Origin of the sequence: Bacillus sp. TH50 (assembly GCF_016650565.1) — a bacterium.
In the GTDB taxonomy this organism is placed as follows: domain Bacteria; phylum Bacillota; class Bacilli; order Bacillales; family Bacillaceae_G; genus Bacillus_A; species Bacillus_A mycoides.
In genome coordinates, this window is the sequence record NZ_JAEKFM010000003.1 from 1,142,955 (window position 1) to 1,157,911 (window position 14,957).

Here is a 14,957-nt window from a genome sequence, read left to right on the forward strand (position 1 = left end):
ATAAAAAAGAAAATTTATTATATAATTTCCATTTTTTATAGAAATACACATTGCACCTATATTATAGTTAGTACTAGATTCATCTTTTTTAGATGCTAGTTGTACGGAGGAAATATTATGAGTCGTAAAAAACATTCATCTACTCAAAAAAAGCGTCACCCAAACGTATCGGAGCGCTTGCGAAACCATATACAAAATCGTTCTTTAGCAGAAATGTATGCATCTCTTTTTGAACATAACCCTGATAGTATTATTTCATTGAATTTAGAAGGAGTTATTTTACATATTAACCCCTCTGCGGAAAGAATATTAGGTTATACTTCTAACGAATTAGAGCGAAAAACAATCACTTCTATTTTAGAAGCACATATTTCTGATCAAGTGCTACAATACATAAAAAATGCTGCAGCTGACAATCAAAAAGAGTATATCGTCTCTATTTATCATAAAGACGGATATTTACTAGATGCCGTAACAAAATTAGTTCCTATTTTTGTTAAAAACCGTTTAACAGGTGTATACGCCATTATGAAACCCCTTGAAAAATCAGAAAGAATTGAGAAAGTATTACAAGAGAGTGAGAAACGATTACGCACATTAATGAATTCAATGCCTGCATTTGTTATTTTTAAGGATCATGAAGGACGCTGGCTTGAAGCGAATGACTATGCGCTTTCTTGTTTCAATTTCCATAACGTTCCTTATCATGGAAAAAGAGATAATGAACTCATTCAATATAACGAAGCATACCGCGAATCTTTTTTGCATTGTGAAGAAGTCGATGAACTAACATGGCAAAAAGGACAAATTCTTCACGGAGAGGAATTTATTATACATAGAAATGATTTCGACCTAGTTTTAAGCATTTCAAAAGTCCCACTCTTCCATCCTGATGGCTCACGCAAAGGTCTTATAGTGATGGGAAGAGACGTTACCGAACTAAAAGAAACTGAAAAGTTATTACGGAAATCCGAAAAACTTGCAGTAGTAGGACAACTGACAGCTGGAATTGCCCATGAAATTAGAAACCCGCTCACTTCATTAAAAGGATTTTTAACGTTATTACATCCAGAAATAAATGAGGAAAATAAATGGTATGTGGACGTTATGTTGAGTGAAATTTCACAAATGGAATCTATAACAAGCCAATTTATGGCGATGTCTAAACCACAAGTGTTATCTATTCATACATGCAACGTACAAACATTAATTGAAGAAGTTGTAACTTTTATTTTACCAACAGCAATTATGCATAGCGTTCATATCATCATGGATCATTTCGATTATATTTCTGACATTCAATGTGATAGTAATCAATTAAAACAAGTTTTGATTAACATATTAAAAAATGCAATCGAGGCGATGCCTGATGGTGGTAACATATTCATTCAAACAACTTCGTTAGAAAATGATTTTGTTTCAATACGCATTATGGATGAAGGTTGTGGGATTCCTGAAGAGCGCATGGCTCGTCTTGGCGAACCTTTTTATAGCTTGAAAGAAAAAGGAACTGGCCTCGGCTTAATGATGTGCTATAAAATCATTCAAGAGCACCACGGAAAATTATTCATTTCCAGTGAATTAAACATAGGAACAACTGTCGATATCCAATTACCGATTGCTACAGCTCAGCCTGTAACAAACTCTTAACTATGCTACATTAATATAGTAAAAGACATCTGTTATAAGTAGTCGAGTTATTGTGGAAAACATCTACACTAATACGTTAAAAAGCTCAAAGTCCCTATATGACTCTGAGCTTTATTTTTGTATACGATTTATTTTATTAAATCCACTCTTTTCCATGTTTACGAATAAACTGAATATCATTTTCATAATGTTCAAGATGCCCTTCATCTATCATCTTTTGGAAGTTCATATCGCCTTCTAGTGCTTTTCTTTTCATGTATTTACATAATCCTTCTAATCGTAGAAGTACCATCTCCAAATAATCCTCGGCGATGCCATCACTTTTATAGGACTCAAAAAACAATTTAACTCTTTGTTTTATGCGGTCTGCATGCTGTAATGAATTATAATAAACCGCCGCACCTGTTTCCTTATAATAAACTCTACTTAATGGGACACAAGTGTAAAGAGTATAGGCTATGTCCCAAAGTCTGGGTCCAGGACCAGCAACATCAAAATCAATAATACCTACTGGTTTTTCGTTATTAAAAATAATGTTGTATATTGCAAAATCATTGTGGCATACAACCTCTATTGTATTTGGAGTATTATCCATCGGTTTCCAATCATCTGATAACGGGAAATCACTCACAGCATCATGATAAAGACGGAGCATCTTCGCTATTTCTTTTAAAACCTCATTAGACCACATGTACTCTTTTAAAGGGTAATTACCAGCTTCTCCTTCAATAAATGATAATATCTCTCTATCTTTATCATCAATACCTAAAAACTTTGGTGCATAACTAAAACCTTTGTTTTCCAAATGATTTAATAGCTTATGAATTTTGGTACTGCCTTGCTTTAATTCTCGTCGAACAGTATCTTCCGAACGATATACGTTTGAGACATTCCCTCCCGTTAGCATTTCTTCATTTTCGTAGTTTGACATCTAATAGTTCCCCTCCATTATTCTACATTTTCTTTATATTTTAACATAACTTTCCTATTCTCTTTTAACCCCTTAAATTGCAACAAAAAAATCGAGTATAAAATCTTTATGATTTTACACTCGATTTAGTCTACTATTTATGCATGTGAAAATATTTTTTCATACCATTCTGTTGCCTTCTCTACTTCATTCATCGTTAATTGATGTCCTCTATTTTCCCAATGCATTGTTACATTAACATCTACATTTTCTAATAGCATCTTCAATTCCTCTGACTCAGAAGGTGAACAAATTGGATCATTTGTTCCAGCAGCGATAAATACGAATTTCTCTGCTAAATTAGGTAACTCTATTCCTCTTCTAGGCACCATTGGGTGATGAAGGACTGCACCTTTTAATGCATTTTCGTAATGGAATAATAAGCTCGCCGCAATATTTGCTCCATTTGAATACCCAACAGCTACGATATTATCTCTATCAAATTCATATGTTTTTGCTGCTTCATTTAAAAATTCATTTAATTCCTTCGTACGGAAAACAAGATCCTCTTCATCAAAAATACCTTCTGCTAATCGGCGGAAGAAACGAGGCATCCCATTTTCTAATACATTTCCACGAACACTTAATACAGAAGCTTCCCGATCAATTCTTTCTGCAAGCGGTAATAAATCTAATTCATTTCCTCCTGTACCATGAAGCAATAACAATACTGGTTTTGATGTATCTTTTCCTTTTTGAAAAACATGTTTCATCATATTCCTTTTCCCCTTTCAATCACTTTAATCTAGATTTCTCACTTCAAATGGTAAGAGTGTCTGTTCAATTTGTTTTCTATGTTGTTCGTATCGGTCCGGTAATTTTAACTCCTCACCCATCGTCTCTAAAGATTCGTCATGGGCAAAACCAGGAGGGTCTGTTGCAATTTCAAATAAGATTTCGCCGTGTTCTCTAAAATAAATTGCGTTAAAATAGTTTCGGTCTTGTACAGGGGTTACACCATATCCAAAGCGAGACACATGCTCTTTCCAGTCTAATTGATCAGCATCATCACTCGCTCTCCAAGCAATATGATGAACTGTACCAACACCCATTTGCCCACGTCCAATTGTTGATAATCTCAAATCGATAATATTTCCAATATCAGCAGAAGAACGGAACCGCATAAACTCTCCCTCTTCTCCTACTTTCTCAAGACCCATAACATGCTCTAACAATTCAGCAGTTTTTTGAGGTTGTGCAGATAAAAGAACAGCACCGCCAAATCCTTTAATTGCTACTTCTGGCGTAACTTCCCCAAAAGTCCAATTATTTAATTCGCCCTCTTCTCTTTCAACTAATTCTATATGCAAACCATGTGGATCATCAAATTCTATATACTGTTCTCCAAACCGAGTCATTTTTGTATACGGTACGTCGAATTTTTCTAATCTATTTTCCCAAAACTCCATTGTACCTTTTGGTACGACATAAGACGTAATGCCTACTTGACCGTCCCCAATAATACCTTGACGAGCACCTGCCCATGGAAAAAACGTAATAATTGTTCCAGGCTTTCCTCCTGTATTACCAAAATAAAGATGATACGTACCTGGATCATCAAAATTCACTGTTTGTTTTACTAAACGCAATCCTAATACACCTGCATAAAAATCTACATTTTCTTGTGGGTGACCTACGATTGCTGTAATGTGATGAATTCCCATCGTTTTCTTTTCCACTTTCTCCACCCCTTTTTTTATTTCATTACAAAAAACGTTTATACGCTAAAATTCATTATTCATTTTGTCCATATGATAAAGTTCAATCCGCAATACTATCTTTTACAAAATTGAGGTATCTCTCTAAAAAACTAACACATTTCATTTAGTTCAAAAATTATCTCGAATTCGAGATAATCGACAAAAAAACTACAGTTCTTATGATTATATTTTAAATATTGATTTTATGATTTTGACTATCCTTCAAAAAATATCTTGAATTCGAGATTTATTATAGTCTAATTAGTTTTTATTGTCAATGCAGATATCGTTTCATTTTTTCATCAAAAACAATATTCTGATAACTCATCTCCATCAAATAATTTGTTTGAAAAAGAGCAACCGAAAAGCGGGAACATTCATGTAATAAATTTCTACTTTTCCCATAACCAAAAAAGCCATACAAATGTATGACTTTTTTGATTATTTTTTGTTCAGCTACATATTTACTTCCCAATTACGGAAGGAAACAATTCCGAAAGTGGAACTACTTTCCCCATCTCATCTTTAAACACAATATGCTCTCTCGTTAAATGACGCGGGCTCTTTACCCCCGCTGCTGCCGCTAATGAAAACAAACTATATCTCATACTAATAACATAGTTCATTACTCGCCATTTTTTCTCATACGGATCTAATGCTTTTTGGTAGTGTGGATTCGTGGTTGCAACCCCAGATGGGCATTGCCCTGAATTACATTGAAGTGCCATAATACAACCGCTTGCCATCATAAATCCGCGTGCTGAATTTACGGCATCTGCACCGATAGCTAAAGCAATCGCCACTTTATCTGGCGTGATTAATTTTCCGGAGGCAAACACCTTTAATTTATCCCTGACACCGTAATGATTTGCTGTATCAATAAATGTAAGTAATGCCGGTATAAGCGGAAGCCCCATACTATCTGCCATCGATTTATATGTTGCCCCTGATCCACCTTCTGAACCGTCGATTGTAATAAAATCTGGATAGATGTTTAATTCTTTCATTGCTTTTAATAAATCTTCCAAAGGCTTCTGTTGACCAATTACAATTTTCATGCCCACTGGTTTACCACCGTTTTCTTGTAAATCTTGAATAAAATATAAAGCCTCTGCGGCACTACTAATAAATGAAAAACGATTTGGCGAATTAATCGTTTCTCCTTCTCGTACTTTCCGAACGGAAGCGATTTTCTCATTTACCTTCTGTCCTTCTAAATGACCACCACGTATTTTTGCTCCTTGCCCAAATTTCAATTCAAACGCTTTAATATTACTTTCTTTCGCCTTCTCCATAAATTCCTTCATCGAAAAATTCCCGTCCTCGTCACGGTATCCAAATAATCCCGGACCAATTTGGGCAACGATATTTGCACCCGTATGTAAATGTTCTGGAATGACGCCCCCTTCCCCAGTATTAATCCACGAACCACCTGCCATTTTTGCACCAAACCCAGCTGATAAAATATAATTTTCTCCAATCGCACCGTAAGAAGTTGCTGATGCGCCAAACATGCCATACAGTTTCCACGGATATTTGCGGTTTTCACCGACGATAATTGCATCGTCTTCTTCATATAACCAAAGATTCGTTGTATCCGCTGTCAATTTTTCTCTTCGTGAAAATAACCCTTCTTTATGAATCACATACTTTTTCCCTTCACGTTCTTTCGTTACATTCACACTTAATTCATCTGTTAATTTCGGAAATAATGTATTAGCGATATAATATCCAGATGCATCAAAATCTCGTTTTGATCCAAAACCGAGTATTTCTGAACGGTATTTTGCTAGAAACATTACACTTTGAAAATCATAACGTGAAAAGGGCTTTCCATCCGTATCATGATCAAACCAATATTGCCTAAATTCCGGTCCTATCTTTTCAAGTAAATAACGCATCCTTCCTAAGTATGGATGTAACTTTAATATAGAATGATGCGTCCGTTTTTTAATAAAAAATGTAATAATAAAAAAAATGATTAATAGTAACATCAATAAGAGCAATATACTAATAATAACGAGTAGCGTTTCACTCATCCCGCTTCCTCCTATGAAAATCCATAATAAAAGGAGAACACCTGATGTGTTCTCCTTTTATCTTTATTCAAATTAATGTAGCAAGATGCCCTTTCGCGTCATATTCAACCAAACTTTCAGCATTTTTAATTCGCTGCACAAAATCTGGATTAGCGATTAATGGTCTTCCGAACGCCGCTACATCAATTGTTCCTTCTTGCAGTGCTTCTTCTGCCTCTTTCGGATTCAAATTACCTACTCCTACGATAGTACTATCCCAATACTTTCTTACTAATTGATGAAAATTCTTACCGTCAGCAATAACTTGCGTATAATTCATCGTTGAAGGGTGAATCATCGTTAATCCAACTTCTTTAAACATATTTACAAACGTTTCAATTGCAAGTTCAGGATGTTCCCACATATAAGTAGGATTATCACCTTTAAAGGCAGAGAAGCGAAGAAGCGTTTTATCAGCTCCAACTGCTTCAATTACAGCCTGAACAACTTCTTTCATAAACGTTAACCTTTGTTTTAAGTCCCCGCCGTATTTATCAGTACGCTTATTCGCAAATTCATAAGTAAATTGGTCAATTAAATATCCGTGTGCACCGTGAATTTCTACACCATCAAATCCAGCTTCGATTGCGTTTTTTGCAGCCTGTGCATATTGATTGACAACTTCTTTTATTTCTTCTATTGTCATTGCTTCTGGTGTATCAAATGGTTTACGAAAACGCGGAACATTACCCTCCGCAGCAATAGCAGACGGTGCTTGCGGCATTTGACCACCAATTATTTCGTGATGACTCATACGTCCAACATGCCATATTTGAGCAATAATCGTTCCGCCTTCTTTATGTACTGCCTCTGTAACAGGTTTCCAAGAATCAATTTGCACTTGTGTATAAATACCTGGTACTCCCGGATTCCCTTTTGCTCTCGGGCTAATGACAATTCCTTCTGTAATAATTAATCCAATCCCATCAGCAGCACGTTTTTGATAATACTCTACTACATCAGTACCAACTACCCCAGTCTCATTATTTGCAAAACATCTCGTCATCGGTGCCATCGCTATGCGATTACGAAGAGACCAAGATCCAATTTGAATCGGATGAAATAACTTCGTTTCTTCAATATTTTCAAAAGACCCCCAAGCGTTTATATTTGTTCCTTCATAAATACTTGCCGCTTTATTATTTGAACTTGTCATTTTTCTTCCCCCTAAAAAAATCTAACTATAATCGCATCATACTTACTTTTAGATAGTAACGTCAATTTATACGTCTTTACCATTAAAGATTCGAATATTAAACAAATAGAATGATAAAAACAAAAATTAAAAAGGTTTCCTAAGTAGGAAACCTTTTTTAGTTGACCATATAAGGCTAACAATTCGTTTATCTCTTTTAAATAAAGAAAATAAACAATTATTATCTCCTCACATATGGAAAATCTCTTAACAATAGAAGTGGGAGTGGTTCAGTATTCTTCTAAAAATAATAACTTATATACCTAAAACAATGAAAGCCCTACCTCTCTTTCATCCTTACGGCTCCTCGTCCGTGCCAGTGTGAATCAGGATTGCAAAAATCAAGTAACTATTTTATCGAGTTATTTAATTAAACTTCGAACATTCGTAAAAGAAATTAAAAAATAAAAATGGATTAAATTGTAGTAATAACAAAAGAGGTTAATGCTCTAAAAGTGGTTTGAAAGAGTTGAATGTCTTTGAAATGATTGATTTTCTATAATTATATTCCCAAAAAATTCAAGATCTTTTTTGGGATGTAATACATTATCTACAATGAATCTTAACAAAAGCTTTTTATTTGATTTTCTGTGATACCTTCAATTAATCCCAGCTCACTAACCAAAAATTCATGTGCGTTATCTAACATTTTCTTTTCGCTTGCATTAAGTGCTTTTTCTTTCTGCATACGTAATAAATCACGTACAACTTCAGCACCTTCTTGTATTTTACCCGTTTTTATTTTATCAGTGTTCAATTTATACCTTTGTTTCCACGTAAGTAATCTATCTGATTCCCCATGCTGAAAAATATCTATTATGTTTGTTAGTGCCTTTATATCTGTAACTGGTCGTATATTTGAACTCAATATTTTCCCCATAGGAATCATTACTTCCATATTACTAGCCGACATTTTTATAACATAATACTGTCTTTTTTCTCCTGAGATTTCCTTTTCTTCTATGGCTTTAATTATACCTGCTCCGTGCATTGGATAAACGATGTTATCGCCAATTTGAAACAAATAATCCACCTCCATATATGGTAACCTTCTCAATCTTAACATACATTTATTTTTTTAGCAAAATTTTTATAATATCACAAAATTATTTTCTATGTCAATTTATTTACACATAAAAATTCAAGCTGTACAGAAACACTAAAAAACCCGCGATTTTGTTACATTTCTACACCCATTTTCTCTAATTTTATATACCTTGTAAAACAAAAAAAACACATCACTACATATAAGTAGCGATGTATTTTTATATAATGACAAAAACGGTTGCTTCAAAACTTCACACACGATCCTTCGCTTATATACTAACCTGTTTACTAATCGTTTCTCGCGCTAAAAGAAAACTCATAATCACTTGCGCAGCTACTCTACTCGTCATATCCCTAAAATCAAGAGTTGGATCAATTTCTACTATATCCATCCCTTGAACGAGTGGCTCTTTACCAAGGAATTCAATTGCATCAAGTAAAGTTGTACTATCCATCCCACCAGGGCCAATTGCTGGACAGCCCGGCGCAAACGCTTGGTCTAGTACGTCCATATCAAGAGAAATATAAATAGAAGTCACATCTTGTTTTCTTAATACTTCAATACTTTCTGAAATAAGATCTTTTATTTTTCGCTCTCTTACATCTTTCATTGTATACACTGTCACGCCATGCTCTTTTGCATATTCATGGTACGCTCGTGCATTTGAAAAATTACGAATCCCAATTTGAACGAGTTGTTTTCCTGTAATCACATCATTTTCTAGCAAACTACGGAACGGTGTACCATTTGATGGACCACCATCATCTAAATTACGTAAATCATGATGGGCATCAAATTGAATAATACCGACCTTCCCTTTACTATTTGCAAAACCAGTTATACTCGGAAAACTAATCGAGTGGTCACCACCAAGAACGATTGGTATCATTTTCGGATTTACTTTCGTCAAGTGACCAACTGTTTTCGCAATTCGGTTATGACTCTCTTTTATATCTGTCACATGCATCGTAATATCACCACAATCATGAAGAACACTTTCTTTCATATCGTGTTCTTCTGTAATTGCGTACGTGCTATATGCATCCAACATTGAACGAATTGTTTTTGGTGCAAAACATGCTCCTGAATGACTAATAGATGGTTTAGAAAGGGGTGCTCCAATTAAGGCAGCACCGAATATTTCTACGCCTTCCTCCCAATCTTTAATCATTTCGCTCCATTTCGTCACTTCCCGATCGATAAACTTTGCATTTTTCTTTAAATAGTGGCCGTGCTCCACGATTGTTCACCTCTTGTATATGCGATATTCCCATTCTTCCATACTGTATTTACATGACTTACGCCGTAATGGTACGGTACGTAAGCGTAATTATAAGCATCCCATAAAACTAAATCCGCCTTACGACCAACTCTAATTTTCCCAGCTACATCGCCTCGATTAATGGCATAAGATGAGTTCACTGTTACCGCATTCCAAACTTCTTCTGGTGTCATTTTCAGTTTCAGCATCGCAATGCTCATAATAAGCTGAATGTTTTCAGTTGGACAGCTACCTGGGTTAAAGTCTGTAGCTAAAGCAACTGCAACACCTTCATCAATCATTTTGCGGCCGCGTGCGAAACTTTCTTTATTTAAATAGAAAGTTGTTCCTGGTAATAAAGTCGCTACTGTATTAGAGTTTGCAAGCATTTCAATTCCTTTATCAGAAGCGCCAACTAAATGGTCCGCTGATGCTGCACCAATTTCAGCCGCTGCTTCCGCACCACCAAGAGGGTCGATTTCATCTGCATGAATTTTCACATCAAAGCCAAGCTCTTTCGCTTTTAATAAAAATTCTTTTGATTCTTCTACAGAGAACACACCTGTTTCACAGAAAATATCAACGAACTCAGCTAATTGCTTCTCTTTCATTTCTGGTAATAGATCTAGCATCCATTGTAAAAATTCTTTCGATCTTCCTTTATATTCTTTCGGAACTGCATGAGCACCTAAAAATGTTGAAACTAAATCAATTGGATGCTCTTTTTGTAATTGTGCAGTTGCCTCTAATTGTTTCCATTCTGTCTCATCATCCAATCCGTAACCACTCTTCGCTTCTACAGTTGTAACTCCGAAAGATAGCATACGGTCTAAATGGAATTTAGCTTTTTGAACAAGTTCTTCTTTTGACGCTTGTTTCGTTGCATTTACAGTTGAAAGAATACCTCCGCCTTGTTCTAAAATTTCCAAGTACGGAACTCCTTGTAGTTTTAGCGCGACTTCATTTTCACGAGATCCACCAAATACAAGATGAGTATGCGGATCAACAAGACCAGGAGACACCATTTTCCCGCCGCAATCAATAACCTCTTTCGCTTGTAATCCTTTAGCTTCTTCCGCTGTTCCAACGAAAGTAATTACACCATTTTCAATTCCAACCGCACCGTTTTCAATAACAGGAAGCGTATTCATCGCTTCCCGTCTTAACAAGCCATCTTCTTGATCCATTGTTAGTAATTGACCGATATTTATTAGTAAAGTGTCCAGCATGTTTCTTCCTCCTTATTTCATCATTGGAATGTTAACGCCTTTTTCTTTCGCAGTTTGAACCGCTAAGTCATAGCCAGCATCAACGTGACGAACAACACCCATACCAGGGTCAGAAGTTAATACGCGTTCAATACGTTTTGCCGCTGCTTCTGTTCCATCTGCAACGATAACCATTCCAGCGTGAAGTGAATACCCCATACCAACGCCACCACCGTGGTGAACAGATACCCAGCTTGCACCGTTTACACTGTTAATTAATGCATTTAAAATTGGCCAGTCTGCTACTGCATCACTACCGTCTTTCATAGATTCTGTTTCACGGTTTGGAGATGCTACTGATCCACAATCTAAATGGTCACGGCCGATAACGATCGGTGCTGATAATTCACCATTAGCCACCATTTCATTAATAATTCGGCCAAATTTCGCACGCTCGCCATAACCAAGCCAACAAATACGTGATGGAAGACCTTGGAACTCAACTTGCTGACGTGCCATACGAATCCAATTACATAAATGCTCATTATCCGCGAACTCGCGTAAAATAACTTCGTCTGTTTTATAAATATCTTCTGGATCACCGGAAAGTGCTACCCAGCGGAATGGTCCTTTTCCTTCACAGAATAATGGACGGATAAATGCTGGAACGAATCCCGGGAAATCGAAAGCATTTTTTAATCCTTCATCGAAAGCAACTTGGCGAATGTTATTTCCGTAATCAAATGTAATCGCGCCTTTTTCTTGCATTGCAAGCATTGCTTCTACATGTTTTTTCATACTTTCTTTTGATAATTGTACGTAACGTTCTGGATCTTCTTCACGAAGCTTCGCTGCTTCTTCTACTGTGTAACCTACTGGAATATAACCGTTTAATGGATCATGAGCAGATGTTTGATCCGTAACTAAATCTGGCGTAATATTACGCTTCACTAGCTCTGGTAAAATCTCTGCCGCATTTCCTAGCAATCCAATTGAAATCGGTTCTTTCTTCTCTTTATACTCGTTCGCAATAGTTAACGCTTCTTCTAAAGACTCTGTATACAGATCACAATATCTCTTTTCAATACGACGATCGATACTACGCTTATCTACATCAATAGCAATTACAACACCGCCGTTCATCGTTACAGCAAGCGGTTGTGCACCACCCATACCACCTAAACCAGCAGTAAGTGTTACTGTACCTTTTAATGAACCATCGAAATGTTGACGTGCCGCTTCACCAAATGTTTCATATGTTCCTTGTAAAATCCCTTGTGTCCCAATGTAAATCCAGCTACCTGCTGTCATTTGTCCGTACATCATAAGACCTTTTTTCTCTAATTCACGGAAGTGATCCCAGTTCGCCCACTTCGGTACTAAGTTTGAGTTCGCTAAAAGAACGCGAGGCGCATCTTCATGTGATTTAAAAATTGCAACTGGTTTTCCTGATTGAACAAGTAACGTTTCATCGTTTTCTAACGTTTTTAATGAATCAACAATTGCATGGTAGCTTTCCCAGTTACGAGCTGCACGGCCAATTCCGCCATATACAACTAATTCTTCTGGTTTTTCAGCTACTTCAGGATCTAAATTGTTCATTAACATTCGAAGTGCAGCTTCTTGAACCCATCCTTTCGTTTGTAACTCAGTACCTCTTGCCGCACGAATTGTTTGTTGTACTTTTTCCATTTCAATCTCTCCCTTTTCTCGTTTTATAGTGCTGCATTTACATCCAATCTTTCCTTTATTGAATAATTCGTTTTTAACCAATGCGCGATATTTTCAATATCCGTTGAGAATATACGGTCATTTGTAATAGATGGCACTTGCTGACGACCTTGATGATAGAACGTTTTTGTAACTGTACTCATGTTTTCAATTCCGCGATATTCTGCTGCTTGCATCGCACAGATCATCTCAATTGCAAGAACGCGTCTTGCATTTTGAATAATTTGATGCGCATGACGTGAAGCTATTGTTCCCATACTTACGTGATCTTCTTGGTTAGCTGAAGACGGAATTGAATCTACACTCGCTGGATGAGCTAACGTTTTATTTTCTGAAACGAGTGAAGCCGCTGCATATTGCATAATCATGGCACCTGATTGAAGTCCTGGTTCTGGACTTAAAAATGGTGGTAAGTCATTTAATTGCGGATTTACTAGGCGTTCAATACGGCGCTCTGAAATATTTGCAAGCTCCGCCATCCCTACTTTTAAGAAGTCCATTGCAAATGCAATTGGTTGTCCGTGGAAATTACCACCAGAGATTACTTTTTCACCGCCATCAAAAATAAGTGGATTATCTGTTGCTGCATTCATTTCAATTTCTAATTTTTCTTTCACATAATTTAAAACTTGCCAAGAAGCACCGTGAACTTGCGGGATACAACGAAGTGAATATGCATCTTGTACACGAAGTTCTCCTTGTTTTGTCACAAGTTTACTATCATGAAGAATATCACGAATTCTGCTTGCCACTTCGACTTGCTCTTTATAACCACGCGCTTTATGAACATTTTCATCGAATGCATCAATAATGCCGCGTAATCCTTCCATTGTCATCGATGCAATTAATTCTGATTGATAAGCACTTGCTTCAGCTTCTATATAAGAAAGAACCCCTTGCGCTGTCATTGCCTGCGTACCATTGATTAACGCAAGACCTTCTTTTGCTTCAAGTTCAATAGGTTCAAGTCCTTCTTCTGTAAGAGCAACCATCGCATGAACTCGTTTTCCTTTGTAGAACACTTCACCTTCACCTAATAAAACGAGAGCAAGATGAGATAAAGGTGCTAAATCACCGCTCGCTCCTAGTGATCCTTGTTGCGGAACGACTGGATGAATTTTACGATTTACAAACTCAAGAAGCATGTTTACAACAAGTGGTCTAACACCCGATACTCCTTTTAACATCGTATTAGCTCGTAAAATCAACATACCGCGTGATACTTCTTCAGGGAATGGATCGCCTATTCCGCACGCATGTGACTGAATTAAGTTGTGTTGAAGTGCTTTTACATCATCTTTTTGAATAAGTACATCACTAAACTTTCCAAATCCAGTTGTAATACCGTAAACGACTTTTCCGTCCTCTACAATTTTCTCGACAACTTCGCGGCACTCTGCCACTTTTTGCATACTAGTTGGGCAAGCTGTTACACCTTCACCTTCAAGTAACAACCTCTTCATTTCTTCAACTGTCAATGTGTGTCCTGTTAACGTAATCATTCTTTTTCCTCCTTATAAAGGCAAAAGGGGGCCTTATCTTTTTAAGACAGACTTCTGTCCTAAAAAATAAGGCCCCCTTCTAACTAATAGACTATGGGCAAATCATATGTGATTAATTCCTAAACCAATCGCCTCATGCTCAGATCCTTTTACAGGTGCACCAATCGTTCCATAAAGTGCAACAGCAACCCATTCGCCTTCTTTTTTTCCGTCGTATGGTGTACCGCGCACAATCGCAAAGCGAAGTCCTACTGTACGAAGAACGTCTGCTAACTGAATTTGACCTCTCGTCACTCCGTACAAAGCTTCCATAATTGCATGATAAAGTGCATGTGTTTCTCTGTAAACATCTGTTTCAATAACTCGGTTACTCTTAGCCGCTGTTTCCATTGCTGCTACTACTTTTTGCGAATTCATAGAACCAACTTTCCCAGTACAATATTTCCAACCTTTCGGAATAGATAATACGGGACTTTCATTCTCATCCGCAAGTGCCAACAGCATGGCCATACGACCAATTCGATGTGTTCCTTGAAGAAGCATGTGACTCTCTCATTTCTTTTGAATTATTTGAATATTACTTAATTTAAGAATATATGAAAACGGTTAAATCG

12 protein-coding genes are annotated in these 14,957 nt (G+C 36.6%); 1 reads left to right on the forward strand and 11 read right to left on the reverse strand.

Annotated features, from left to right (window positions below; all coding sequences use genetic code 11):
* Positions 1-117 precede the first annotated feature (117 nt).
* A complete protein-coding gene (locus JFU23_RS05970; protein WP_016100832.1) occupies positions 118-1,650 on the forward strand; it encodes a BA3702 family sensor histidine kinase in 1,533 nt (510 codons plus the stop codon).
* 136 nt (positions 1,651-1,786) lie between these two features.
* Here the strand turns inward: JFU23_RS05970 and JFU23_RS05975 are convergent, their stop codons facing one another.
* From JFU23_RS05975 to hutP, 11 genes are all read right to left on the reverse strand, one after another.
* The gene (locus JFU23_RS05975; protein ID WP_002142732.1) at positions 1,787-2,581 is read right to left on the reverse strand and encodes a phosphotransferase; all 795 of its coding nucleotides are present in this window, start codon (positions 2,579-2,581) and stop codon (positions 1,787-1,789) included.
* Positions 2,582-2,718: 137 nt separating this feature from the next.
* Positions 2,719-3,333, reverse strand: a complete 615-nt coding sequence (locus tag JFU23_RS05980; protein ID WP_002142733.1) for an alpha/beta hydrolase — start codon at positions 3,331-3,333, stop codon at positions 2,719-2,721.
* A 27-nt stretch (positions 3,334-3,360) separates the two neighbouring features.
* On the reverse strand, positions 3,361-4,299 hold the full coding sequence (locus JFU23_RS05985; RefSeq protein ID WP_002167825.1) for a ring-cleaving dioxygenase: 939 nt from the start codon (positions 4,297-4,299) through the stop codon (positions 3,361-3,363).
* A gap of 485 nt (positions 4,300-4,784) precedes the next feature.
* The gene (locus JFU23_RS05990; RefSeq protein ID WP_201031596.1) at positions 4,785-6,359 is read right to left on the reverse strand and encodes an FMN-binding glutamate synthase family protein; all 1,575 of its coding nucleotides are present in this window, start codon (positions 6,357-6,359) and stop codon (positions 4,785-4,787) included.
* Between the two features lie 67 nt (positions 6,360-6,426).
* On the reverse strand, positions 6,427-7,554 hold the full coding sequence (locus tag JFU23_RS05995) for an alkene reductase (RefSeq protein WP_201031597.1): 1,128 nt from the start codon (positions 7,552-7,554) through the stop codon (positions 6,427-6,429).
* 601 nt (positions 7,555-8,155) lie between these two features.
* Positions 8,156-8,617, reverse strand: a complete 462-nt coding sequence (locus JFU23_RS06000; protein ID WP_201031598.1) for a CarD family transcriptional regulator — start codon at positions 8,615-8,617, stop codon at positions 8,156-8,158.
* 292 nt (positions 8,618-8,909) lie between these two features.
* Positions 8,910-9,881: a formimidoylglutamase gene (hutG, locus tag JFU23_RS06005; RefSeq protein ID WP_033709347.1), complete on the reverse strand. Its 972-nt coding sequence runs from the start codon at positions 9,879-9,881 to the stop codon at positions 8,910-8,912.
* Entirely contained in the window at positions 9,860-11,131 is a 1,272-nt protein-coding gene (gene hutI / locus JFU23_RS06010; RefSeq protein ID WP_016100824.1) for an imidazolonepropionase, read from the reverse strand. Before hutI ends, hutG begins: the two co-directional genes overlap by 22 nt.
* A gap of 12 nt (positions 11,132-11,143) precedes the next feature.
* Positions 11,144-12,802: a urocanate hydratase gene (gene hutU / locus JFU23_RS06015; protein ID WP_002087851.1), complete on the reverse strand. Its 1,659-nt coding sequence runs from the start codon at positions 12,800-12,802 to the stop codon at positions 11,144-11,146.
* A 23-nt stretch (positions 12,803-12,825) separates the two neighbouring features.
* Positions 12,826-14,343, reverse strand: coding sequence for a histidine ammonia-lyase (gene hutH / locus JFU23_RS06020; RefSeq protein ID WP_002033511.1), 1,518 nt, complete (start codon positions 14,341-14,343; stop codon positions 12,826-12,828).
* Positions 14,344-14,445: 102 nt separating this feature from the next.
* Positions 14,446-14,886 (reverse strand): histidine utilization transcription antiterminator HutP, encoded by a 441-nt coding sequence (gene hutP, locus JFU23_RS06025; RefSeq protein WP_000926519.1) that lies wholly within the window; start codon positions 14,884-14,886, stop codon positions 14,446-14,448.
* Between the last annotated feature and the right edge of the window lie 71 nt (positions 14,887-14,957).